A 24,274-nucleotide genomic window follows, 5' to 3' on the forward strand; every position below is an offset into this window, starting at 1 on the left:
ATGACGACCCGCACCGCCACCGGCACCTCGGTCGGCGGCCGGGCGTCGGGCTGGATGGCGGCGAACCTGTCGCCGCTGCGCCTGCTCAACCGCCCCGAGCCCCGGCTGCCCGATGCCGGCTGGACCAGGGTGCGCCCGCGCCTGTCCGGCATCTGCGGCTCCGACCTGGGGCTGCTGACCGGCCGCAACTCGCCCTACCTGTCAGCGCTGATCTCGCTGCCGTTCACGCCCGGCCACGAGGTGGTCGGCGACACCCTCGACGACCTGCCCGACCTGCCGCGCGGCAGCCGGGTGGTGCTCGACCCGGTGCTCGGCTGCGTGCCGCGCGGGCTGGAGCCGTGCACGGGCTGTGCCGCCGATCAGCCGAGCCGCTGCGACCACATCACCGCCGGACGGGTATCCGCCGGCATGCAGACCGGCTACTGCGCCGACACCGGCGGCGGTTGGAGCCGCATGTTCGTCGCGCACGCCAGCCAGCTGCACCGGGTACCGGACACTGTGGACGACGAGCGGGCGGTTCTGGTGGAGCCGCTGGCATGCGCGATACACACGGTCCGCCGGGTGCCCATCCCGGACGGCGCCAGCGTGCTCGTGGTGGGCGCCGGCACGGTCGGCCTGTTCACCACGATGGCCCTGCGCGAGTACACGAAGGCCGGTCCGATCTACGTGATCGCCCGGTACGGGCACCAGCGCGAGCGAGCCCGCGAGGTGGGCGCGACCGAGGTGCTGACGTCCGACCGCGCGGCGCGGGCGCTGCGCCGAGCCACCGGCGGGTTCCTGGCGCGGCCGGACCGCGGCTCGGAGTACCTGCTGGGCGGCGTCGACCTGGCGTTCGACTGCACCGCCGGTTCCGGTTTGGACACCGCGCTGCGGGTCACCCGGGCCGGTGGCACGGTGGTGATGAGCGGCATGCCGAACGCCGGGGTCGACCTCACGCCGCTGTGGTTCCGCGAGCTCAATCTCGTGGGCGCGTACTGCTCCAGCGGGCACGACTTCCCGGACGCGCTGGCGCTGGCACAGTCCGCGCCGCTGACCGGGTACGTCGACGCGGTGTACCCCCTGTCTCGCTGGCGCGACGCGATCGGTCACGCCAGCGCCGCCGGCCGGCTGGGCTCGGTCAAGGTGGCCTTCGATCCGACGAAAGACCAATAGGGAGACGGCTTCCGTGAGCGAGCGTAGCGAGCGAACTGCAACGAGGTGGCACTGTGAGTAGACCCGGATTTGTCCTCGAGGTGGACGAGCGCACGCCGGCCCTTCTGATGCACGAAGGGGAAGGGTTCCGGTTAGAGAAGCTGCCCCTGGGCAGCCGCGTCATCTACCCGCCGGAGTCGCTTCCCGGCCTGCGCGACCTCGACGCGCAAATCCGCCACGCGCTGGCCAACCCGCTCGGCCGCGAGCCGCTGCACGAGCTGCTGCGGCCGGGCATGCGGCTGACGATCGTCTTCGACGACCTGTCGATCCCGCTGCCGCCCATGCGCACGCCCGACATCCGCCAGCGGATCATCGAGCAGGTGCTGGAGCTGGCCGCCGCCAACGGCGTCGACGACGTCGAGCTGATCGCCGGCAACGCGCTGCACCGCCGGATGACGCCCGCCGAGCTGAAGCGCACGGTCGGCGAGCGGGTGTTCCGCTCGTTCTTCCCGCACCACCTGCGCAACCACGACGCCGAAGACAAGGCGAACCTCGCCGAGATCGGCACCACGCGGCACGGCGAGGTCGTCGAAATCAACAAGCGGGCCGCCGAGAGCGACCTGATCGTGTACGTGAACGTGTCGCTGACCGCGATGAGTGGCGGCCCGAAGTCGGTGTCGGTCGGCCTGGCCTCGTACCGCAGCCTCAAGCACCACCACAACGTGCACACCCTGCGGCACTCGAAGTCGTTCAACGACCCACCGAACTCCGCCATGCACCACTCGTACAACCGCATGGCCGGGCTGCTCGGCGACAACCTCAACATCTTCCAGATCGAGACGACGCTCAACAACGAGACATTCCCCGACTACGTCGGCTTCCTCAACAAACGCGAGTGGGAGTGGAACCTCAAGGACCAGGCCGCGTACCTGGCCTTCAAGCGCGCCAACGACCTGGCGCCGCCAAAGCACCGCCGGCAGATCTGGCACCGCACGGCCGCCCCGTACGGCGTGACGTCGGTGACCGCCGGTGACCCGATCCAGGTGCACGAGGTCACCACGCGCCACGTGCTGCGGCAGCAACTGACCGAAGTGGACGGTCCGGCAGACGTCGGCATCTTCGGGCTGCCGTACATCTGCCCGTACAACGTCAACTCCATCATGAACCCGATCCTCGTGATGTCACTCGGACTCGGGTACTTCTTCAACCTGTACCGGGGCCAGCCCATCGTGCGGCCCGGCGGCGTGGCGATCTACTACCACCCGGTGCGCAACGAGTTCCACCCCGTGCACCACCCCAGCTACATCGACTTCTTCGAAGAGGTGCTCGCCGAGACCACCGACCCGGTGGCCATCGAGACCAAGTTCGAGGAGCAGTTCGCCACCGACCCGTGGTACATACACCTGTACCGCAACAGCTACGCCTACCACGGCGTGCACCCGCTCTACATGTGGTACTGGGGTGCCCACGCCATGGAGCACCTGGGCGACGTGATCTTCGTCGGCGGAAACCGCAAGACCACGCAGCGGATGGGCTTCCGTTCGGCGTCCACACTGGACGACGCGCTGGAGATGGCGCGCGAGCGGGTGGGCAGCTCCCCGAGCATCAACTACCTGCACGCGCCGCCGCTGACCATGGCCGACGTGCGCTGAGAGGGCTGTCATGGGACTGATCCGCGACGTCAAGGTGCTCACCGGCGGGCGCGACTGGCGTGGCCGGTCGCGCACACCTCGCTCGGCGGCGGCACACGAACCACCCGAGCCGCCCCGCGAGTTCCCCACCGGCTGGGCCCGCACCCAGGTCGCCCAGGCGGCCCGCCGCGTGCTGCAGCGCGGCGTGCTGACCCCGCTCACGTGGAGCCAGACCAGGCCCGAGGTGCAGGGCCGCGAACGGCTCGACGCCCTCAAGGGCCCGGTGGTGTTCGTGGCCAACCACAGCAGCCACCTCGACACGCCGCTGATCCTCGGCTCGATCCCCCAGCACCTGGGCAAGCGGGTCGCGGTCGGTGCCGCCGCCGACTACTTCTTCGACGCCCGCTGGCGCGCCGCCGTTACCGCGCTCGTGTTCAACGCGTTCCCCGTCGAGCGGCACCGGTCCCGGCGGCTGCGCAGCCTCGCGCCGTACCTGCTGGCCAAGGGGTGGAGCCTCCTGCTGTTCCCCGAGGGCACCCGCAGCGAAGACGGCTGGATGTCGCCGCTCCGGCTGGGCGCCGCCCACCTGTGCGTCACCCAGGGCGTACCCATCGTGCCGATCGCGCTCCGCGGCACGTACGCGGCCATGCCCCGCGGTCGCAACTGGCCGGTGCCCGGCCGGGCCCGGGTCGTCGTGCGCTACGGCACCCCGCTCCACCCCGCCGAGGGCGAGGGGGCGCGCGCGTTCAACGCCCGGGTCGGCGAATCGATCACCCAGCTGTGGGCCGAGGAAGACCTGGGCTGGTACGGCAGCCTGCGTGCCCAGGCGCGCGGCGAGCTCGCTCTCCCCCGTGGCCAGCAGTTCCCGGCCGCCTCATGGCGCCGCACCTGGGAGTCCACCCGCCCGCTGGTCGGCCGCGCTCCCCGCCGCGCCTGGCGTTCCTAGCGACGGCCTGCCGCCGCCGCGCCCCGGCCGCCGCCCCTGGCCGCCGGCGGGCCCCTTCTCGTCGATCAAGGGCAAACGCACGTGGTTCGATCTCTTTTCCACGTGCGTTTGCCCTTGATCGATGAACATCTCCTTGATCGGCTTCGCCGATCAAGCCCAGGCCGCCCGCACCGGCGTCGTGGATGGGGAAGTGAGGCGGAGCAGGGTGGCGGGCGCCGCCCTGCGGGCGTGGGCTACAGGTCGGGCTCGGCGGCGTCCGCCGCGGCCACGATCGCCGCGCGTTCCCGGACCCTACTCAGCACCGCGCCCCGCCGCTACCGCGTACCCGGCGAGCACCGCCGCACGCACCACGTTGTGCGGCGTGTAGAGACCTTTGCCGATCCACAGTTCCGGGTACGCGTCGGCCTCCACCTGCTCCCGCAGGTACGCGGCGGCCGCGGCGAACGTCGTGGACGGCGCCGGCCGGTACGCCGACAGGGCGTCCAGCGCGAGCACCGCGTACGCGGTCTCCTCGGCCGTGCCCCCGCACGCGCCCCAGGAACCGTCACCGCGCTGGCCGTCGACCAACCACCGCCACGTGCCGGCGAGCTGCCCCGGTGGCAACACCCGGCCCAGCGCGAACACCACCTGAGCGGTCGCGTAGTGCGCCGACGCGTGCCACTTGTCCTGCCACCACGCGCCGTCCCGCCGCTCGCCCAGCAGGTACCGGACGAGCTTCGCGAGCTGCACCGGAAAACCAGCCGGCCGGTGCGAGAACGCCTCCAGCACACGGGCGTTGGCGGACACCGACGCGCCGCGCTCGTACGGGAAGGTGCTGAACCACGCGTCACCCTCGAACGCGAGCAGGCTGCCGAGCCGGTGGCCGACGTCGTATCCCGCGCCGAGCAGCGTGTTGAACACCATCGCCGAGTCATCGGAATCGGGCACCGGAAAGCCCGGGTCGATCGCCGCGAGCCCGGTGTCGACCAGCTGCCGGCGCAGCGTCGCCAGGTGTCGCCAGGCCGTCGTCGGTCGCAGATTGACGCGCTGGAGCAGATACAACACCCACGCCGTCTCGAACGTCGCGATCGGCTGTACCTCGGGAAACCCGCCATCGCGGCTCTTGGCGGCGAGCCCGTCGAGATACGCCAACGCGGCGGGCTCACCGGTGGCCGCCCAGTACGCCGCGGTGGCTGGTGGCGAGTGCCCGAGCGACCCGTTGACGGAGAGGAACCGCCCGGCCGGCGCCGCGTCGAACTCCCCGGTCAGCACCTCCAGCGAGTACAGCAGCGGGGTTGGCCGGCTGGACCAGGCGTCGGGCGGCACGCGGGCGAGCTTGTCGGCGCGTGCCCGGGCCAGGTCGTCGAACTCCGGGTACGGCAGGTCGAGGCCGCGCTCGCGCGCCTCGCCGAGCAGATGCGGCACAGCCAGCTCGAACGCGATCATCTCGTGCGGTGCGCCACGCCACGCCGCAGGCTGGCGCTGGACGTACCCGATCCCGGCTTGGACCGCGTAGCGCGCCCACGGGTCGGGCCGGTCCGCGAGCGCGACCACCGCCGCGAGTGTCGACACCAGACGGTCTGATGGCTGCGGCACCGCGCCACCCCAGGATCCGTCAGGCCACTGCCGCTGGCGCAGCCAGTCGACGGTCTGCGGAAAGCACACTGTGCCGTCGGGATGCCGTAGCCGCGCCGCGAACGCGGTGGCGTAGGCCATCGACTCGGTCGTGCCCTCGCCGATCGCCGCGACCAGCTCGGCGGCGCGCTGCTCTGTCCACGTTGCTGCCTCGCCCGTCATGACGCTCCCAGTGGTGCCGGCCATTCGATGGTTTTCCAGTCGGTCCGGTGCGGGCCTTCGCCCTCCGGGTACCGGAAGTCGATCCGCTGGTAGATCCGGGTGCCCCACACGGCCATGCGGTGCAGCGCGACGGCCGGTGGGTCCGCCCGTGCGAGCAGCGGCGCCAACCGCCGCTCGCAGCTCGCGAGCCGGTCGCCGACAAGATGCCGGACCGTGTCTGGCGAGAGGCCGAGTCGCAGCGCGTTGAGGCCGCCCTCGGCGGCTTCTCGCGCGTGCCCACGCGCGTCGTTGGCCAGCCGCACGGCGACCGCGGCGTCGCGCAGGGCCGGCAGCAGCGGTACCGGATCGACCCGCTCCATCGCGGCCCACAGCGCGACGACGTACATTGGCACACCAACCGTGTACGTCGCGTGCTCGAGGTAGCCGGTCAGCGTGCCCGACTCGGATCGCGCCTCGTACGCCATGCCCACGAGCAGGCGGTCGACGGCGTCCCGCCACAGCGGCGCCACGTCGGGGTGTCCGGGCAGCGCGGCCACGGTGTCGCGTATCTCGGCGAGCGCGCGGGCCAGCGGCTCGTCGCCGTGCGGGCCACCAGCGGCCACCGCTCGGCAGCCCCGCAGTATCGCGTCGGCCGACGCGTGGTCGCACTCGGGACTGTCTACTGTGTCGTCAACGGCGGTGATCCAGCTCCAGATGCGCGAGGCCAGCTCCAGCACCGGACGGTCGAGCCATGGCGAGATGAACGCGCTGCTCAGCGCGAACACCATGGTGTGTTTCTGCGGAAACGCGCTGCCCTGCGCCGCCGCCCAGTCGCGCAGGCTCTCGGCGAGCTGAAGTGCGGTGACGCAGGTGTCGACGGACGGCTTGATGGACGGCAGATCCCAGGTCTCGGCCACCGCGTGACAACTCCCCCGTACCGGTGATGACCTATCGTGAACCAAAGCCTACATTGGGTAGCGTCGATGACGCCAGTGCGCGTCCACGGGGGAGGCTGAATGAATCGCGGCGTTAACCACCTCGCAATCTTCACGGGGGTTCCCGAGTTCGACGAGCCGCGATACGTCGGGCTGCCGAACATCGGTGACCGCCAGCGGTTCTTTTCGCTGCTGGAAGGAGCACTCGACAGGCGCTGGCTGTCGAACGGCGGCCCGCTGGTGCAGGAGTTCGAACGACGCGTCGCCGACCAGGCGGGCGTGCGGCACTGTGTGGCCACCTGCAACGCCACCGTCGCGCTGGAGCTGGCGATCCGCGCGGCCGACCTCACCGGCGAGGTCATCGTGCCCGCGTTCACGTTCCCGGCGACCGTGCACGCCGTACGCTGGATGGGCCTGAAACCCGTGCTGTCCGATGTGGACCCGGAAACTGGCAACATCGACCCGGCCCAGGTCGCGGCGCTGATCACCCCGCGCACCAGCGCGGTGATTGGCGTACACCTGTGGGGCCGGCCGTGCGCGGTCGACGAACTGGCCGCGATCGCCGACCGGCACGGCCTGACCCTGCTCTTCGACGCCGCGCAAGCGTTCGGCGCGCGGCACGCCGGCCGGCCGGTCGGCGGCTTCGGCGCGGCCGAGGTGTTCAGTTTCCACGCCACCAAGCTGGTCAACGCGTTCGAGGGCGGCGCGGTGGTCACCGACGACAGCGGGCTCGCCGCGAGGGTGCGCGCGATGCAGAATTTCGGCATCGTCGGCGAAGACGAGGTAGCGCACACCGGCACGAACGCCAAGATGAGCGAGGCGGCCGCCGCGATGGGGCTCGCGTCGCTCGCGGGCATGGAGACTTTCGTCGACCGCAACCGGCGCAACTACCTGCGATACCGCGAGGCCCTCGCCGGGATTGCCGGGTTGTCGGTGCCGCCGCCCGATCCGAGCGTCGAGCACGCGTACCACTATGTGGTCGCGCGGATCGACGCCGACGCCTTCGGCTTGTGCCGCGACGACCTGATGGCGGTGCTGCGCGCCGAAAACATCATGGCGAAGCGGTACTTCTACCCGGGCTGCCACCGAATGGCGCCTTACCACGCGGACGGTGACGCCTTTCCGCACACCGAGGCGCTGGCAGAAAGCCTGCTGACGCTGCCGACCGGAGCGGCCGTCGACGACCGCGACATCGACCGGATCGCCGCGCTGATCCGCGTGGCGGCGGCGCACGCCCCCGCGGTGGCGGCTCACTTCGCGAAGGCCACCGGCCCCGTGCCTCAGCCGTCATCTAGCGGTCCCGGCCAATGACGAATCTGCCCAGCGTCGCCAGCCGGTCGCAGGCCGCGCCCAGCCGGGTGAGCGTGGCAAGGGCGTCGGCGGCGGCGGCCAGCTCGGCATCCGCCAGCCGCTCGGCGAAGGCGCGACCTCCCGCGTCACGCACCAGTTCGGCCGCCACCCGGGCTTCCGCCTCGTCGAAGGGTTCCGGTCGGGAGTACAGCTCGCGTAGCCGCTCGGCGGCCGAGTTGCGCGCGGCGAGCGCGGCGACGACGGGCAGGCTCTTCTTGCGCCGCCGCAGGTCGGCGCCCGCGGGTTTACCCGTGCGCCGCGGGTCGCCCCAGATGCCGAGCAGGTCGTCGCGGAGCTGGTAGGCGAGGCCGAGATGCCGGCCGTACCGGGCGAGCGCCGCGCAGGCCGCTTCGCCAGCGCCACCGAAGAGACCGCCGAGCAGGCACGCGCAGCCGAGCAGCGACCCCGTCTTCGCCATCGTCATCCGCAGGCAGTCGTCCACGGCGATCGCCTCGGCGCCTTCGAACTCCAGGTCCATCGCCTGGCCCTCGATCAGCTCGTCGACCGTGCGCTCCAGTTCCCGCGCCGCCGCTGCCGCCGCCGGATGACCCGAGCGGGCCAGCACCGCGAACGCGAGCGCGAGCAGCGCGTCGCCCGCGAGGATCGCCGGGGACGCGCCGAACACGGTCCAGGCCGCGGGCCGGTGCCGCCGAGTGGGATCCTCGTCCATCACGTCGTCCTGGAGCAGCGTGCAGTTGTGCAGCAGCTCAACGGCGACGGCGGCGGGCATCGCTTCGGCCGAGTCCGCGCCGACCGCCTCGGCACACGCGAGTGTCAACAGTGGACGGATCGCCTTGCCCGCCGAGTGCCCGTCGAGCCAGCCGAGCTGGTACTCGCAGATCCGGCGCATGCGTGGGTTGAGCGTGCTGAGCGCGGCTGCGAGGGCCGGCCGTACGGCCCGCTGCACCTCGGACAGCCACGCCGAGACGTCCAGCGGTGCGGTGGTCACCCGACCCAGACTACGAGGGATCGAGGTATTTATCGATATTGCGTTTGGTCGCTCAGCGTGGCAGAGTGGCCCACGTTCGGTGATCTCGAGTCCGAAAGACGGGGGGATCGATGTCGCCTGTCCTCGACGCGCTCGCGCCGACCGCGCCCGACCGGCTGCCGCTGTTGGGTCACGCCCTAGCCCTGCGGCGGCGCCCGCTCGACTTCCTCCAGTCCGTGCGCCGTCTCGGCGACGTGGTGCGGGTGTATCTCGGCCCTCGCCCGGCATACGTGGTCAACGACCCCGAACTGGTCCGGCACGTGCTGGTCACCGAGGCGCGCAGGTTCGACAAGGGCGCCTTCTTCGACAAGGTGCGCGCGATCGTCGGCAACGGCCTGGTCAGCTCGAACGGCGCTTTCCACCTGCGCCAACGCCGCCTGATGCAGCCGGCGTTCCACCGTGGACAGATCGCCGGATACGCCGACATCATGAGCGACTACATCACCAAGTGGTCCGCGTCGTGGCGCCCCGGCCAGGTGCTTTCCGTGCACGACGAGATGCACGAGATCGCGCTGACGCTGATCGGAAAGACACTCTTCAGCTCCGACCTGGGCGAAGAGGCGGTCGCCGAGGTCAAACGCTCGATTCCCATTATTCGCGACGGTGTGACGCGGCGCACTCTGTCCCCCGTCGAGTTGCTGGAAAAGCTGCCGACGCCGGCAAACCGTCGATTCGAGCAGGCGATCGTCCGCACCCGGCGGGTCATCGACCAGGTCATCGAGGCGTACCGGGCGGACGACACCGACCACCACGACCTGCTCACCATGCTGCTGAGGGCCCGCGACCGCGACACCGGCGAGACGATGACCGCCGAGCAGGTCAGCGACGAGGTCGTCACCATCATGCTGGCCGGCAGCGAGACCACCGCCAACACGATGGCGTGGGCGTTCTACAGGCTCGGACAGCACACCGACATCGCCGACCGGGTCGCGGCCGAGGCCGCTGACGTGTTGGGCGGCCGGCGTGTGCGGTACGACGACCTGGAGCGGTTGGAATACACCGGGCGGGTGCTCTCCGAGGTGGTGCGCCTCTATCCACTGTGGCTGGTCATGCGACGCTCCGTCACCGACGTACGGATCGGCGACGTCCCGCTCCCGCGCGACACACAGGTCATTCTCAGCCCGCTCGCCATGCACCGCGACCCGGAGCTCTTCGCCGACCCGCTCAGCTTCGACCCCGACCGCTGGCTGCCCGAGCGGGCCGCCGCGATCCCGAAGCACGCTTTTATCCCGTTCGGCTCGGGCAACCGGCAGTGCATCGGCGACGGCTTCGGCTGGACCGAGGCGATGATCGCGCTGACGACCATCGCGGCTCGGTGGCGCCTCACGCCGGTTCCTGGTCGCCCGGTCAGCGAGGCGGTGGCCGCGACCGTGTACCCGAGCCAGCTCCCGATGACGGTGGAGGCGCGATGAGGGTTTTCGTTCTCGCGTACGGCACGCGCGGCGACGTCCAGCCGATGGTGGCGCTGGCCGCCGCGCTGCGGGCGGCTGGGCACGAGCCGCTGCTGGCCGCGCCCGCGTCGTTCGCCGCGCTGGCCGAGCCGCACGGCGTGCCGTTCGCCGGGCTCGACGAGGGCATCCTGAGGCTCTGGTCAGCGCCGGAAATGCACGAGACCGCCGGGCACGGCAAGGGCGGGCTGGCCTCGATGCGAGCGTACGCCGGATACGTCCGCGAGATGAAACCGGCGCTGCGCCGGCTGCTCGCCGGAGCGTGGGGCGCGGCGGAGAGCAGCGGTGCCGAAATGCTCGTCCACTCCCCCGTCGCGATCGCCGGTCCTCACCTCGCCGAACGGCTCGGCGTGCCCAGCGTCATCGCGGCGCTCGACCCGTTGTACGTGCCGACCCGCGAGTTCGCCAACCCGCTGATGCTGGCGCCGTCGTGGTTGCCGGCCGCGCTCAACCGGCTCACGCACGTGGCGTTCGTCCGGGGCCAACTCCGGCTCGCCGGCCTCGGCGTCGACCGCTGGCGCGTCGAGACGCTCGGCCTGCCGCGGCGGCGCGGCCGGCACGACCCCCTGCGGCAGCCCGACGGCCGGCCAACGCACGTGCTCAACCAGGTCAGCCGCCACGTTCTGGCACCACCAGCTGACTGGCCGTCCACAGTGCACACCACCGGGTACTGGTACCTCCCCGCACCGCCCGACTACGCGCCACCGCCGGCCCTCGCCGACTTCCTGGCGGCCGGCGAACCACCCGTGTACGTGGGCTTCGGCAGCGTCGTCGGCTACGACCCGGCCGGGATGGGGCAGCTGGTGCTGGAGGCGCTCGACCGCGCCGGGGCGCGGGCGGTCATCGCCACCGGTTGGGGCGGCATCGCGCCGGGCACCGAGCTGCCTGCCTGTGTTCTCGCCATCGACCAGGCGCCGCACGACTGGCTGCTGCCCCGCATGTCCACGGTCGTGCACCACGCTGGCGGCACCACATGGACCGCTGTCGCCGCGGGCCGGCCGCAGGTCGTCTGCCCGTCCATCGGCGACCAGCCGTTCTGGGCCCGGCGGATGCACGCACTGGGCGTCGCGCCCGCGCCGATACCGGCGGCGAAGCTGACCGCGGCGAGCCTGGCGGCGGCGATCCTCGCCGCGCGTGGCGACTCCATCATCCGGGACCGGGCCGCCGACCTGGGCGACCGGATCCGAGCCGAGACGGGCGCCGCCACCGCGGTCGCCGCCCTGGAGAAGATCCATGCCGAGCGTTGACATGTTCGGGCCGGAATTCGCCGGGGTGTACGACCTCACCTACCGCCGGCGCGGCAAGGACTACGCGGCCGAGGCTGCCCTGGTCGCGCGCGTGGCGCGCGACCGGCGACCCGACGCCACGTCGCTGCTCGACGTCGCCTGCGGCACGGGCGAACACCTGGCGAAGCTGCGCGACAACTTCGCCGACGTGGCCGGGCTCGACGCGTCGCAGGCCATGATCGATCTCGCACGGGCAAAACTTCCGGGGGTACCGGTACACCGCGGCGACATGCGCGAATTCGACGTGGGCCGCCGGTTCGACGTGGTCACGTGCCTGTTCAGCTCCATCGGATACCTCATGTCGGTCGCCGATCTGCGGTCGGCAGTGCGCTCGATGGCGCGGCACCTCAACCCCGGTGGTGTATTGCTCGTGGAGCCGCTGTGGCTGCCGGAGCAGTTCATCGACGGATACGTCGCCGGCGACGTGCTGGAGCAGAACGGCCACACGCTGGCCCGGATGTCACACTCCACAAGGGAGGGCCGCACCGTGCGTATGGACATCCACTATCTGGTGGCCGGCGGTGGTGCGATCCGGCACATCGCGGAAAGCCATCTCAACACGCTGTTCACCCGCGACGAGTACCTGGACGCCGTTACGGACGCCGGGTGCGCCGCCGAGTTCCTGCCGGGCGGTCCGTCCGGCCGCGGCCTGCTCGTCGGCGTACGCCATGCCGAAGGGAGCCGATCGTGACGGTGCGGTCATACCCGTTCAGCCCGCTGGAGGGCCTGCGCCTCGACCCGATGTACGCCCAGCTGCGCGCCGACGAGCCGCTGTCCCGCGTGCGGCTGCCGTACGGCGAGGAGGCTTGGCTCGCTGTCCGCTACGACGACGTGAAGATGGTGCTGAGTGACCCGCGGTTCAGCCGCGCGGCTGCCAATGGCCGCGACGAGCCGCGCATGATGCCGCACCAGTCCGACGCCGGCACGCTCAACATGGACCCTCCCGAGCACAGCCGGCTGCGCGGGTTCGTGGCGCGGGCGTTCACCACCCGGCGCATCGACGAGTTCCGGCCCCGCACCGCCGAGATCGCCTCGGAGCTGGTCGCCGCGATGCGCGCGCAGGGGCCGCCGGTCGACCTGGTCACCGCGTTCGCCACGCCCCTGCCCGTCCGGGTGATCTGCGAGCTGCTCGGGGTGCCTGTCGAGGATCAGGACAAGTTCGGCGTGTGGTCCGAGGCGGTCGTCGCCAGCACCTCGCTGAGCCCTGAGCAGATCGGCGAGTACCTCGGGGCGATGATGGAGTACATGTACGCGCTCGTCGCCCAGCGGCGCGCCGAGCCGACCGACGACTTGATCAGTGCGATGGTCAAGGCGCGCGACGAAAAGGGGCGGCTCACCGAGCACGAGCTCGTCGACCTCGCGGCTGGGCTGCTCGCCGCCGGGCACGAGACCACCGTCACCCAGATTCCCAACTTCGTGTACGTGCTCCTCACCCATCCGAAGGCACGCGACGAGCTGGTCGCGCACCCCGAGCTGGTGCCGAACGCGGTCGAAGAGCTGATGCGGTACGTGCCGCTGGTCGCCGGCACGGTGTTCGCCCGGTACCCCACCGTCGACATCATGATCGGCGAGACCCTCGTGCGGGCCGGAGAGCCGGTGGTGGCGTCGTTGCCCTCGGCCAACCGCGACGAGCGGGTCTTCACCAACCCGGAGGAACTGGACTTCCACCGGCCGGCCTACCCGCACCTGGGCTTCGGGCACGGCATCCACTACTGCTTCGGCGCGCAGCTCGCGCGGATGGAGCTGCAGGTGGCGGTGGCGACCCTGGTGGAGGCGTTCCCCGACCTGCGCCTCGCCACCCCTGAGCAGGACCTGGCCTGGAAACCCGGCCTCCTGGTCCGCGGCCTCCGCGCCCTCCCCGTGACCTGGTAACCCACCCCGCCGCTGGCGCCTCGCCGGCACGGGCACCGTGGAACGCGACCTGTATCGATACGTTGTCAGTCCACCGTCAGCCCCTGGAAAGTGATGGTCGTCTTTGGCACCCCGCCCCCGCCCGCGATGGAGTTGTCGTGGCCACCGGCGGCGACCCTGTCGACGACCTCCATGCCGGACGTCACCGTGCCGAACGGGGTGTACGCCGGATCGAGCTGGCCGTCCTTGAACACGATGAAGAACTGGCTGCCGTTGGTGCCCGCACCGGCGTTCGCCATCGCCACCACCCCGCGCGTGTACCGGGCACCGGCCAGGTTCTCGTCGGCGAACTTGTAGTCCGGCCGCCCCGTCCCATCGCCGACCGGGTCGCCACACTGGAGGATCGAGAGCCCTTCGGTGACCAACCGGTGGCAGCGCGAGCCGTCGAAGAAGTGCTTGGCGGCCAGGTGCTGGAAGCTCGCCACGGTGCATGGGGTCGCCGCCCGGTCCATTGCGATCGTGATCGCACCGAGGTTTGTCGTAATGCGCATCGTGGCGGTGCCGGTGCGCGGTGCGTTCGCGAAGTCGGGCATACCGGCGGCCCTGATTTCGGCCCCACCCGCCAGCGCCTGGGCTCCGCATGCTCCTCCGGCTCCGCCCGCGCTCGGGCTGGGCTGCGCCGTGGCGGTGCCGCCGCCCAGGTCGCCGCCGCTGTCCGAGTCGGAGTCCGACGAGCCGTTCGTCAGGTAGTACACGACGCCCGCGGTTATGCAGCCCGCGCACAGCAGGACCGCGACCACCGCCCCGATGACCAGGCCGATGATCAGGCCACGCCTGCTCTTGGTGGGTGGCGGCGGCCCTTGCGGCGCCATCCCGGGCGGCGGTCCATACGGCGGCATCCCCGGCGGGCCCGGCGGTGCCATCCCCGGCGGCGGGCCCTGTGCGGCCATCCCCGGCGGCGCGGGCCACTGCGACGGGTAGGGCGGCTGCGGCGGGCCGGGTGGCTGCGGCTGGTGGGACAGGTCCGGCTGCTCCCCCGGCAGCTGGTCAGACTGCTGGGGCCGCTCCGGCGGCTGGTCAGACTGCTGGGGCCGCTCCGGCGGCTGGGGCTGCTCCGGCTGGTCCGGCTGGCCGGGCTGGGGTGGCGGCGTGTAGGTCACCTCAGCGAGGGTACCGACCCGGACATAGATCTCAGCTACCACCGACGGCGGGCCGCGATCAAGGAGATCCGCGTCGATCGGGGGCGAACGCACGCGGATCCGAGATCAAAGCACGTGCGCTTGCCCTTGATCGACGGAAAGAGGGCGCGCCGCCGGGCGCGGGCCGGCGCGCTACGCGTGGCGCCAGGACTCGGGGTTCTCCAGGAGCGCGTTCATGGAACCCGAACGGAATGGCTCGATCGTCACGTCGACCGCACCGAAGCCCGCCGATCGGATCGCCTCGCGCAATGACGCGTCGTCCCGCGCGGGCACGACGGCGTGGTCGTCCACCTCGAGCCGCACCGATTCCCCGAGATCCCGTACGCGGACGTTGTGCACGTGGTGGGCGGCGAGCAACCGCCGCGCGGCGGCCTCGGCCCGCTCCACCCGGGCCAGACGCTGCGGTGTGATCGTCACGCCGTACGCGATGCGGCTGGACAGGCACGCAGCGGCCGGCTTGTCCGCGGTCGACAGCCCCCAGCCGCGCGCGATGGCCCGCACCGCCTCCTTGTCCAGGCCCAGGTCGGCGAGGGGCGTGCGGGCGCCGCGCTCGGCGGCGGCCCGGATGCCGGGCCGGAAGCCAGCGGCGACGTCGGACGCGTTGGTGCCGGTGGTGATCGCGGCGTAGCCGTGTGCGGCGGCGACCTGCCGTGCGGTGTCGAGCAGGGTGCTCTTGCAGAAGTAGCAGCGCGTGGGGCCGTTCTCGCGGTAGCCGTCGACGTCGAGCTCGCGAGTCTCCACCATATGGTGTTTAACGCCCAAGTCGGCGCAAAACTCCGCCGTCAGGGAGTGCTCCGAGGCGGGCAGCGACGGCGACACCGCCGTGACCGCCGCCACGTCCGCCGCACCCAACGCGCGCACCGCCGCCGCCAGGACCACGCTGGAGTCGACGCCGCCCGAGAACGCCACCAGGGTGCGGCCGTATCCTGCGAGTTCGTGAACGAGGCGGTCGGGGGGCAGCATGACTGAACGGTACCCAAACGGCGGCGCGCCGGAGATCGCGGATCTCGGGTTCGCCAAGCTCGACCTGCAGCGGGCGGCGCGCACGGGCGACCCCGAGGTGGTCTTCGGCACCGGCAAGACACCGGGGCAGATCGTCGCGGCGCTCCGCGCATTGCACCACGCGCACCCCGACGGTGCTGTGCTCGCGACCCGGCTCTCCGACGAGGCAATCGCCGCGTGCCGCACCGAGCTGCCCGACGCCGACATCGATGAGGTCGCCCGAGTCGCCATGCTTGGGGTGCCCGCATCACCCCGCGGTCGCGTCGCGGTGGTGGGTGCGGGCACCGCCGACCTGCCGGTCATCCGCGAGTGCGCGGCGACGGTGCGGGTGTTCGGCTCGGACCCCGACGTGATCGTCGACGTCGGCGTCGCCGGCCTGCACCGGCTGCTCGCCCAGCGCGACCGCATCGACACCGCCGACGTGGTGGTCGCGGTCGCGGGCATGGAGGCCGCGCTGCCGTCCGTCCTGGGTGGACTGATCGGCGCGCCACTCATCGCCGTGCCCACCAGCGTCGGTTACGGCTGGCACATGGAGGGCCTCACCGCGTGGCTGGCCACGCTCAACAGCTGCGCGCCCGGCGTCGTGACGGTCAATGTGGACAACGGCTTCGGCGCGGGGGTGGCAGCCGCCCGCATCGCGCGAGCCACAGCATGACCGAGCCGGCTGGCACGAACGGCGCGCTCTGGGTGGACGCGAGCAACGGCGCCGCGGGCGACATGCTGCTCGCCGCGCTCCTCGACGCGGGCGCGTCGTTGGAGTCGGTGCGCGCCGGGCTGACCCGCCTGGACGTCGGCGTCGAAGTCGACGCCGCCGAGGTCCGCCGGCACGGCTTCCGCGCCACGCACGTCACGGTCGACGCTCCTCACAGCCACGAGCACCGCGGCCTCCGCGACATCCTCACGCTCATCTCCCCCCTGCCAGATCCGGTACGCGGACATGCCTCGGCCACGTTCCGATGGCTGGCCGAGGCGGAGGCGCACGTCCACGGCACCACAGTGGACGAGGTGCACTTCCACGAGGTCGGCGCGCTGGACGCGATAGCCGACGTGGTGGGCTGCGCCTTGGCGCTGGACGACCTCGGCCTGCTCGACGCGCCCGTGCGGGTGGTCTCACCGGTGGCGGTCGGCTCCGGCACGGTGCGGGCGGCGCACGGCCGGCTGCCGGTACCCGCCCCCGCGGTCGCCGAGCTGCTGGCGCGCGCAGGGGCTCCGCTGGCCGCGCATCCGGCCACGATGGAGCTGTGCACGCCCACCGGGGCGGCCCTGCTGGCGGCGCTCGCGACCGGATGGGGCCCACCGCCCGCGATGACGCCCCGCGCGGTGGGTGTGGGCGCGGGTACCGCCGACCCGCCCGGTCACGCCAACGTCGTACGCGTACTGGTCGGCACCGCGTCGTCCACACCCGACTGGTCCACATCGGAGCTGTACCAGCTCGAGGCCACAGTGGACGACCTCGACCCTCGCCTGTGGCCGGACATATTGGAGGAGCTGCGCGCGGTGGGCGCCGCGGACGCCTGGTGCGTGCCGGCCCTGATGCGCAAGGGCCGCCCCGGCCAGGTGCTGACCGTGCTGGTCGACGCCGACCGGCTCGACCTGGCGTGCGGCGTGGTCTTCGCGCAGACGACCACGCTGGGCCTGCGCGTGCAGACGGTGTCGCGGCGCGCGTTGCGCCGCGACACCGTCGAGGTGACCGTCGCCGGGGCGACCATACGGGTCAAGCGTGGCCACCTCGGCGACCGGGTGGTGACCGCCCAGCCGGAGTACGACGACGCTCTCGCCGCCGCCCGCTCGGCCGGGCTGCCGGTCGCCGAGGTGCTCTCGCTAGCCCGGGATCTCAGTACCCGTAGCGGCTCTTGAGGTGCCGCCACCAGTCACGGAACATCCACATGTCGAATGTCGTGATCTGGCTGGCGCTGCCCGCCTTCATGATGAACCCCTGCCCAGGTGTGGGGTCCCAGTCATAGAAGTCGTCCAAGCCGTATGTGTGCCCCAACTCGTGCAGGAAGATGGTCATGTTCGCCGCGTTGAGGTTGTTCATGAAGTACTCGCGGCCCATCCGTTGGCCCCAGTCGCCCCCGTGACCGCCGCCGAAGCCGTCGGTCAGCCACAGCGAGTGGTCGTAGTGGCGCGCCGCGCCGCCCGGGCAGTTGGGGTAGGTGCCGCCCTGGTTGAAGAAGCGTCCACACGGCTCAGAGCACTGTGGAGCGTTCTCCCGGATGTTGTTGACGTAGATGTCGACGGAGGTGTCGCTCCACTGTAGCTGCGCGCGGTCCCGCACGGCCCAGCCGACGACCTTCACCGGAACGTCGGTGTAGGGGAAGCCGTTGTGGCCGACCATGACGTCCATCCACTTCTTGTACTGCCGGGCGAGCGCGGCGTGGATCTGGTCGCGCTGTGCGGCGGTCACTGAAGCGGAGGAGTCCCAGCGCACGCAGTAGTTGATGTATCCGCGGTTGGCGAAGAGCTGGTCCCAGCCGTAGTTGCGGAATCCGTACAGGTTGCCGTTGTTGTAGGTCTGCTCCTGGTGCTGCCACACCGCGTTCAGCGGCGCCACGAGGTTGCTCGGCGGATTCCAGCCGCTGGTCGGCGGCGGTGGGCTCGACGGCGGCGGTGTGGTGGGTGGCGGTGGGCTCGACGGCGGCGGCGTGGTGGGCCCAGGGCCGCCGGTGGTCGGCGTCACCGCGCCGGTGCACGTCGTGCCGTTGAGCGCGAACGTGGTCGGCGCGGTGTTGGTGGCGCTGAACTGGCCGTTGAATCCGAACGACACGTTGCCGTTCGTGGCGATCGACCCGTTCCAGCTCACGTTGTTGGCCGTCACCTGACTGCCACTCTGCGTGACGGTCGAGTTCCACGCCTGCGTGACCGTCTGCCCGGACGGGAACGTCCACGTCAGCCGCCACGAGGTCAGCGGGTCACCGAGGTTGGTGATGGCGACATTGCCGGTGAACCCGCCACTCCACTGCGACGGCACCGAGTAGGTGACCCGGCAGCCGGCCGCTGCCGCCTGCGCAACGACGGTGGTGGCCAAGCCCGCGGTCACCGCGACGGCGGTGACACCGGCGGCCACGAGGGCGGCGCGCCTTCTGGCTCTCATCATGCTCCTTACGTTCGTGTCGCGACCCCGCCCGGTGACCGCTCGATCGATGAATGTGACTTCATACTCAATCAATGTCCGGCCGGTTGCAACACCCGGTGGACCGGATGGGTGGTAGCGCTCCCACGGCGGGGCAGTTAACATCCCGTCAACGATGGGAGCGAATATGTCAAGGCGTCGATGGACAAGTCTGCTGGCGATCGGTGTTCTCGCCCTGGTCGGCGTCGGCGCTGCCCCGCCCGCACGCGCGGCGGCCGCGGTGCCGCTCGATCAGCTCGCTGTCACCACGACCCAGGTGGCGTTCGGGCTCCAGCGCCCCACCTCCCTCATCGGCGTGCCCGACGGGCGCCTCCTGATCACCGAGAAGCCGGGCAGGATCCGCGCGTTCCACCCCGACACCGGCCTCGAGGCCGCCCCGCTGCTCGACATCAGCGACCGGGTGGACGTCTCCGGCAACGAGCGCGGGCTGCTCGGCATCGCCGCCGCGCCCGACTTCGGCACGACCGGCACCGTGTACCTGGCATACACCGCGCTGCCCGACGGCACGCTGACCCTGTCCAGGGTCCAGCTCGGCGACCCAGGCAGCGAGCAGGTCATCCTGACCCAGGCGCACGCCGAGTTCTCCAACCACAACGGGGGCAACGTCGCGTTCGGGCCGGACGGATACCTCTACTGGAGCCTCGGCGACGGCGGCGCGGCCGACGACGTGCTGGCCACCGGCCAGAACCTGGGCACCCTGCTCGGCAAGATCGTGCGCCTCGACGTCAGCCGCACCTGCGGCACCGCCGCGTACTGCGTACCCGACGACAACCCGTTCGTCGGCCAGGCCGGCGCCCGTCCGGAGATCTGGACGTACGGCCTGCGCAACCCGTGGAAGTTCTCCTTCGACCCGGCCGGCGGTTCGCTGTGGATCGCCGACGTCGGCCAGGGCACCTGGGAAGAGGTCAACCACCTCGCCGCCGGCGCGGCCGGCGCCAACCTCGGCTGGTCCTGCCGCGAGGGCGAGGTCGTCTTCAACGCCGACCGCTGCGTCGCCGGCGCCACCTACGTCGACCCGGTCTTCACGTACCGCACGTCGTTCGAGGGGTGCGCGGTCATCGGCGGCCACGTCTACCGCGGCAGCCGGCACGCCGACCTGGCCGACGGCACATATGTCGTCACCGACTACTGCTCGGCCACCATCTGGGGCATCCGCCCGACCGCCGACGGCGGTCACGAGTCAGCGGTGCTCGCCCAACCCGACATCGTCCAGCCGACCAGCCTGGGCGTGGCGGCCGACGGCGAGCTGTACCTGATCAACGACCTGCCCGGCCAGCTGCACCGGATCTCGTTCGAGCGCAAGGTCCCTCCCGTCGCCTGCACGGTGAGCTACCAGACGCAGGTGTGGGGCACGGGTTTCCGCGCCAACGTCACGCTCACCAACACCGGCAGCACGCCCGTCGACGGCTGGACGGTGGGCTGGACGTTCCCTGGCCCGCAGCGGGTGAGCAGCTCCTGGAACACGCAGGTGACCCAGACGGGCACGACAGTGGCCGCCCGCAACGCGAGCTGGAACGGGTCCGTCGCACCAGGGGCGTCGGTGACGTTCGGCTTCCTCGGCAGCCCCGGCGGCCCCCAACCCGCCCCGACAGCGTTCACCCTGAACGGCTCCCCCTGCGCATAGGGCCTGGGATGGGCGGGCCACGCCCGCCCATCCCAGGTCGGTGCCGCACTGGTCCCCGTTGCGTGATCTCCGTCAGGCGCCGGCGGCGTCCAGGCGCGCCAGCTGGTCGTCCGTGAGCTTCACGTCCAGCGCCGGCACCGCGGCCGCGTACTGTTCCAGCGTGCGCGGCCCGATCAGCGGCACCATCGCCGGTGCCGTCTGGTGCAGCAGCCACGCGAGCACGAGCTGGTTCGGCGTGACGCCGACCTCGGCAGCCACCTCCGTGAGCACCGCGATCCGCGCTTCGGCGTCCGGCCCCGCGTACGGCTCCATGATGCCGTGCCCGCGTCGCTTCTCCGCGGAGTCGTAGACGCCCTTGAGCAGCGGCGAATACGCCACCAGCGTCAGGTCGTCGTGGGCCAGCAGGTAGTCGATCTGCTCATCGTCCACAATGGAGGCACGGCTCAGCCCGGCGCGAGGTCGCAGGTAGGTGTGCTGCTGCTGGAGAGCGACCGGTGCGGGCCAGCCGTTCTGGGCGCACAGCTGGCGGATGCGTTCCAGCCGCCAGGTGCGCACGTTGGACCAGCCGATGTACCTGGCCTTGCCGGCCGCCACGATGTCCGCGAGCGCCGACAGCGTCTCCTCCAGCGGCGTGGAACGGTCGTCGACGTGCACGTAGTACAGATCGACGTGGTCGGTGCCGAGCCGGCGCAGGCTGTCATCGATGGCCCGGCGGAGGGTTTCGCCGCCCGCGCCCTCATACCGGGTAGCGATCTCCTCCCGCAGCTTGCCGCGCAGGGCGTCCGCATCGGAGATCCACGCGCTCCCCTTGGTGGCCAGGAACACCTCGTCGCGCCGCCCGGTGCGCGCGAACCACCGGCCGAGCAGCTCTTCGCTCTCGCCGCCCCGGCCACCCGGCGGCCACCACGCATAGCAGTTGGCGGTGTCGAGGAACGAGCCCCCGGCGTCGAGATACCGGTCGAGCATCTCGAACGACGACGCCTCGTCCGTCAGCGTTCCCATCAGCATGCACCCGAGGGCGAGCTGGCTGACCTGCTCGCCGGTGCGTCCCAGCGCTACTGTCCTCATGCCCGAGACGCTAGGAATTAGAGCGCACTCGAAGTCAAGAGGAATGGCACTCAAAGCGCTCGACGCAACCAATCCTCGACGCCCGCGACGTGCACCGTGGCCCACGACCGAGCGAGCTCCGGCTCGCGCGCCGCGATCGCGTCGATGATCGCACCGTGCTGCTCGCGGGTCTTGTCGACGGCGCCTTCCTGGGTGAGGCCGCGCCAGATCCGGGCCCGCGTGGTCGGGCCGGACAGGCTGTCGATGAGCGAGCACAGCACGCCGTTCCCGGCGCCGGCCGCGATCCGCCGGTGGAACTCCAGGTCGTTGGAGACCAGTTCGTCGATAGTGGGGGCGTCACCGAGGGCGGCATGGATGGCGCGGAGGGACGCGATGTCCGCGTCGGTCATCCGCCGCGCCGCGAGCGCGCTCGCGGCCGGTTCCAGGATGCGGCGTACCTCGAAGAACTCCAGCACGGTGTCGTCGCGGTGAAAGTCGACGACGAAGCTCAACGCGTCCAGCAGCAGCCCGGGCGCGAGGCTCGTGACGTACGTGCCGTCGCCCTGCCGCACGTCGAGCACCCGGATCAGCGACAGCGCCCTCACGGCCTCCCGCAGGGAGTTGCGGGACAGGCCGAGCCGCTCCGCGAGGTCGGCCTCGCGTGGCAGGCGGTCGCCGGGCCGCAGGTCACCGGCCACGATCATGCCCTTGATCTTCTCGATCGCCTCGTCGGTGACCGCCATGCTCTACCTCCTGGTTCGCTCGGTCGTGCGGCACCCAAAGGCGACAACTCCCTCGCTCACTCCTCCTACGGCAGCCGGTAGGTCCGGGTGGCGGTGCCGCCGAACACCGCCATCTGCTCGCGCGGCGACAGCGCCGGCAGCGCCTCGACGAGCGCATTCTTCACCCGTGCGTACGAGGCGGCCAGTAGGCACACGGGCCAGTCTGAGCCGTACATCAGCCGCTCCGGGCCGAAGACCTCGACAGCGGTCGCCACGTACGGACGCAGGTCCGCGACCGTCCATTTTCGCCAGTCGGCCTCGGTGACGAGGCCGGACAGCTTGGCGGTCGCGTTCGGCGCGGCGGCGAGCGCGGCCAGCGCCTCGGCCCACGCGGTGTGCTCGCCGGCTCGAATCGGCGGCTTCGCCAGGTGGTCCAGTACGAACCGCAGCTCCGGCACGTCACGCGCGGCCCGCGCCGCCGCGGGCAGCTGGTCGGCGCGGATCACCAGATCGAACGCCAGGCCGGTGCCGGCGACGGTGCGCAGGCCGCGGCGCACGTCCGGCCGGTCCAGGTAGTCGGGATCGGCCTCGCCCTGGATCTGCGGCCGGACGCCGGCCAGCAGCTCACCGCCGGGCAGGGCCCGGTAGGCGGCGAGCGTGTCGGCCAGCGCCGGGTCCGCCGGGTCGGCCCACGCGACCACGCCCGCGATCTGCGGCGTCTGTTTCGCGTACTCCAGCAGCAGTGCCGCCTCGGCGGTGTCACACCGTCCACCCTCGACCAGCACTGTTCGCTCCACACCGGACTCGGCGAGCACGGACTGGAGGTCCGCCGGTGTGAAGGTGCGCCGGATCGGGGCCAGTTCGGGCGCGTCCAACCAGGTGTAACCCTGCCTGACGCGCCAGAGGTGGTGGTGCGCGTCGACGATCATCTGGCCCCCGAAGGCTGTGGAAGCGGTGCGTCGGCACGTAACAGGCCGGCGGTGACCAGCTCTGCCCACAGGTCGGCCGGCGGCGACGGCGCGGCGAACAGCGCGGCGTTGCGCTCGACCTGGTCGGGGCTCTGCACGCCGACCACGACCGTGGCCACCGCGGGATGCGCGGCGGCGAACGCCAGCGCGGCGGCTGGCAACGACGTGCCGTGCCTGGCGCAGACCTCCGCGATCGCCCGCGCCTTCTTCATCACAGTGGACGGTGCTGTGCCGTACTCGTAGTGCAGCCCGTCGTGCGGCCGGTCCACGGCCAGCAGTCCGCTGTTGAACACGCCCACGTTGATGACCGCGATCCCCTTGCGCCAGCACTCCGGCAGCAGCGCGTCGAGCGCGGGCTGCTCCAGCAGCGTGTACCGGCCGGCCACCATCACGGCGTCGACATCGGTCTGCGTGGCAAACCGGTGCAGCACGTCCACGCGCTTCGAGCCCACGCCGATCGCCCGCACGACGCCCTGCCTGCGCAGGTCATGTAGCACCGGGTAGGCGCAGCGCAGCGCGGTCTCCTGGTGGCCCTCTGGATCGTGGATGAGGGCGAGGTCGATCCGGTCCAGGCTCAGCCGGCGCAGGCTGTCAGACAGCGACCGCCGCACGCCGTCGGCGCTGAAATCCCACACCCTCTGGTGGGTGGCGGGCACGTCGAACCCTTCGCTGTCACGCGCCCCGCCGCTGTCCGGAGTGGGCACCAGAAGCCGGCCCACCTTGGTACTGACCGTGTACTCGTGGCGGGGGCGCGCCCGCAGCGCGGCGCCGAGCCGGCGCTCGGACAGGCCCAAGCCGTAGTGCGGCGCGGTGTCGAAGTAGCGCACCCCGGTGTCCCACGCTGCCGCCACGGTGGCCGCCGCGACGTCGTCCTCGATGGCCGTGAAGAGGTTGCCCAGCTGTGCGCAGCCCAGGCCCCACCGGCCGAAGGGGAGCTTCATGGCAGCTCCCACACCAGCGGCACACCGGAGTCGCCGCCGGAGTAGTCGTCCTCGACCTCCAGCAGTTCCGCCATCCGGGCTTGCCACGGCACGTTGGCCGGGTGGTCGCGCAGCGCGGCCCGCATCGCCCGGTAGTCGTCGACCTCCACCAGGTGGAAGAGGTCACGCCCGGAGCGCCAGATCCGCCATGTGTGCACGCCGGCCGTGCGCAGCGCGGCATCCAGGTCCTCCGGGATCGTGGCGTGCACCCGTTCGTATTCGCCTTCCTTGCCCGGCTTGAGCCGGGTGTGCAGCGCGATCCGCTCCATTGCGGTCCT

22 protein-coding genes are annotated in these 24,274 nt (G+C 71.5%); 11 read left to right on the forward strand and 11 right to left on the reverse strand.

Annotated features, from left to right (window positions below; all coding sequences use genetic code 11):
- Genes V6V89_RS27190 through V6V89_RS27200 form a run of 3 tightly spaced genes read left to right on the forward strand, consistent with a single transcriptional unit; the run spans position 1 to position 3,708 of the window.
- The gene (locus V6V89_RS27190; RefSeq protein ID WP_334622259.1) at positions 1-1,152 is read left to right on the forward strand and encodes a zinc-dependent alcohol dehydrogenase; all 1,152 of its coding nucleotides are present in this window, start codon (positions 1-3) and stop codon (positions 1,150-1,152) included.
- 53 nt (positions 1,153-1,205) lie between these two features.
- A complete protein-coding gene (locus V6V89_RS27195) occupies positions 1,206-2,783 on the forward strand; it encodes a lactate racemase domain-containing protein (RefSeq protein ID WP_334622261.1) in 1,578 nt (525 codons plus the stop codon).
- Between the two features lie 10 nt (positions 2,784-2,793).
- On the forward strand, positions 2,794-3,708 hold the full coding sequence (locus V6V89_RS27200) for a lysophospholipid acyltransferase family protein (protein ID WP_334622263.1): 915 nt from the start codon (positions 2,794-2,796) through the stop codon (positions 3,706-3,708).
- Between the two features lie 291 nt (positions 3,709-3,999).
- Here V6V89_RS27200 and V6V89_RS27205 read toward each other — a convergent pair whose 3' ends face one another.
- Complete coding sequence (locus V6V89_RS27205) at positions 4,000-5,484, reverse strand: hypothetical protein (RefSeq protein WP_334622265.1); 1,485 nt, start codon at positions 5,482-5,484, stop codon at positions 4,000-4,002.
- Entirely contained in the window at positions 5,481-6,380 is a 900-nt protein-coding gene (locus tag V6V89_RS27210; RefSeq protein ID WP_334622267.1) for a terpene synthase family protein, read from the reverse strand. Before V6V89_RS27210 ends, V6V89_RS27205 begins: the two co-directional genes overlap by 4 nt.
- A 99-nt stretch (positions 6,381-6,479) precedes the next feature.
- Here V6V89_RS27210 and V6V89_RS27215 point away from each other — a divergent pair, with 99 nt between their 5' ends.
- Complete coding sequence (locus V6V89_RS27215; RefSeq protein WP_334622269.1) at positions 6,480-7,709, forward strand: DegT/DnrJ/EryC1/StrS family aminotransferase; 1,230 nt, start codon at positions 6,480-6,482, stop codon at positions 7,707-7,709.
- Here V6V89_RS27215 and V6V89_RS27220 read toward each other — a convergent pair.
- On the reverse strand, positions 7,690-8,697 hold the full coding sequence (locus V6V89_RS27220) for a polyprenyl synthetase family protein (protein ID WP_334622271.1): 1,008 nt from the start codon (positions 8,695-8,697) through the stop codon (positions 7,690-7,692). The genes V6V89_RS27215 and V6V89_RS27220 overlap by 20 nt on opposite strands.
- Positions 8,698-8,807: 110 nt before the next feature.
- Between V6V89_RS27220 and V6V89_RS27225 the strand changes: the two genes are divergently transcribed.
- The 4 genes from V6V89_RS27225 to V6V89_RS27240 are packed head-to-tail and all read left to right on the forward strand — an operon-like array spanning position 8,808 to position 13,342.
- Positions 8,808-10,148 carry a cytochrome P450 gene (locus tag V6V89_RS27225; RefSeq protein ID WP_334622273.1) on the forward strand — a complete coding sequence of 447 codons (1,341 nt, stop codon included), beginning with the start codon at positions 8,808-8,810 and terminating at the stop codon, positions 10,146-10,148.
- Positions 10,145-11,431: a glycosyltransferase gene (locus tag V6V89_RS27230; RefSeq protein ID WP_334622275.1), complete on the forward strand. Its 1,287-nt coding sequence runs from the start codon at positions 10,145-10,147 to the stop codon at positions 11,429-11,431. Before V6V89_RS27225 ends, V6V89_RS27230 begins: the two co-directional genes overlap by 4 nt.
- Position 11,432: 1 nt before the next feature.
- A complete protein-coding gene (locus tag V6V89_RS27235; RefSeq protein WP_334622312.1) occupies positions 11,433-12,161 on the forward strand; it encodes a class I SAM-dependent methyltransferase in 729 nt (242 codons plus the stop codon).
- Positions 12,158-13,342, forward strand: a complete 1,185-nt coding sequence (locus tag V6V89_RS27240) for a cytochrome P450 (RefSeq protein WP_334622276.1) — start codon at positions 12,158-12,160, stop codon at positions 13,340-13,342. The genes V6V89_RS27235 and V6V89_RS27240 overlap by 4 nt, the downstream gene beginning before the upstream one ends.
- A 65-nt stretch (positions 13,343-13,407) precedes the next feature.
- Here the strand turns inward: V6V89_RS27240 and V6V89_RS27245 are convergent, their stop codons facing one another.
- Positions 13,408-14,481, reverse strand: a complete 1,074-nt coding sequence (locus tag V6V89_RS27245; protein ID WP_334622277.1) for a peptidylprolyl isomerase — start codon at positions 14,479-14,481, stop codon at positions 13,408-13,410.
- A gap of 171 nt (positions 14,482-14,652) precedes the next feature.
- The gene (larE, locus tag V6V89_RS27250) at positions 14,653-15,483 is read right to left on the reverse strand and encodes an ATP-dependent sacrificial sulfur transferase LarE (protein ID WP_334622278.1); all 831 of its coding nucleotides are present in this window, start codon (positions 15,481-15,483) and stop codon (positions 14,653-14,655) included.
- Between larE and larB the strand changes: the two genes are divergently transcribed.
- Together larB and larC are read left to right on the forward strand one after the other, a co-directional pair.
- Positions 15,482-16,177 carry a nickel pincer cofactor biosynthesis protein LarB gene (larB, locus tag V6V89_RS27255; RefSeq protein WP_334622280.1) on the forward strand — a complete coding sequence of 232 codons (696 nt, stop codon included), beginning with the start codon at positions 15,482-15,484 and terminating at the stop codon, positions 16,175-16,177. The genes larE and larB overlap by 2 nt on opposite strands.
- Positions 16,174-17,379, forward strand: coding sequence for a nickel pincer cofactor biosynthesis protein LarC (gene larC / locus V6V89_RS27260; RefSeq protein ID WP_334622282.1), 1,206 nt, complete (start codon positions 16,174-16,176; stop codon positions 17,377-17,379). The genes larB and larC overlap by 4 nt, the downstream gene beginning before the upstream one ends.
- Here larC and V6V89_RS27265 read toward each other — a convergent pair.
- A complete protein-coding gene (locus tag V6V89_RS27265) occupies positions 17,357-18,616 on the reverse strand; it encodes a cellulose-binding domain-containing protein (protein WP_334622284.1) in 1,260 nt (419 codons plus the stop codon). The two genes, larC and V6V89_RS27265, sit on opposite strands and share 23 nt — an antisense overlap.
- Before the next feature lie 166 nt (positions 18,617-18,782).
- On the opposite strand from V6V89_RS27265, the gene V6V89_RS27270 reads away from it, so the two are divergent.
- Positions 18,783-20,279 carry a PQQ-dependent sugar dehydrogenase gene (locus tag V6V89_RS27270; RefSeq protein WP_334622286.1) on the forward strand — a complete coding sequence of 499 codons (1,497 nt, stop codon included), beginning with the start codon at positions 18,783-18,785 and terminating at the stop codon, positions 20,277-20,279.
- Positions 20,280-20,351: 72 nt separating this feature from the next.
- Here the strand turns inward: V6V89_RS27270 and V6V89_RS27275 are convergent, their stop codons facing one another.
- From V6V89_RS27275 to V6V89_RS27295, 5 genes are all read right to left on the reverse strand, one after another.
- The gene (locus V6V89_RS27275; protein WP_334622287.1) at positions 20,352-21,347 is read right to left on the reverse strand and encodes an aldo/keto reductase; all 996 of its coding nucleotides are present in this window, start codon (positions 21,345-21,347) and stop codon (positions 20,352-20,354) included.
- 50 nt (positions 21,348-21,397) lie between these two features.
- Complete coding sequence (locus tag V6V89_RS27280) at positions 21,398-22,069, reverse strand: FadR/GntR family transcriptional regulator (RefSeq protein WP_334622288.1); 672 nt, start codon at positions 22,067-22,069, stop codon at positions 21,398-21,400.
- A gap of 65 nt (positions 22,070-22,134) precedes the next feature.
- The gene (locus tag V6V89_RS27285; RefSeq protein WP_334622290.1) at positions 22,135-22,977 is read right to left on the reverse strand and encodes an amidohydrolase family protein; all 843 of its coding nucleotides are present in this window, start codon (positions 22,975-22,977) and stop codon (positions 22,135-22,137) included.
- Positions 22,974-23,957 carry an aldo/keto reductase gene (locus V6V89_RS27290; protein WP_334622291.1) on the reverse strand — a complete coding sequence of 328 codons (984 nt, stop codon included), beginning with the start codon at positions 23,955-23,957 and terminating at the stop codon, positions 22,974-22,976. The genes V6V89_RS27285 and V6V89_RS27290 overlap by 4 nt, the downstream gene beginning before the upstream one ends.
- On the reverse strand, positions 23,954-24,265 hold the full coding sequence (locus V6V89_RS27295) for an L-rhamnose mutarotase (RefSeq protein ID WP_334622292.1): 312 nt from the start codon (positions 24,263-24,265) through the stop codon (positions 23,954-23,956). The genes V6V89_RS27290 and V6V89_RS27295 overlap by 4 nt, the downstream gene beginning before the upstream one ends.
- Between the last annotated feature and the right edge of the window lie 9 nt (positions 24,266-24,274).

Source organism: Micromonospora sp. CPCC 206061, assembly GCF_036906915.1.
Lineage (GTDB): Bacteria > Actinomycetota > Actinomycetes > Mycobacteriales > Micromonosporaceae > Phytohabitans.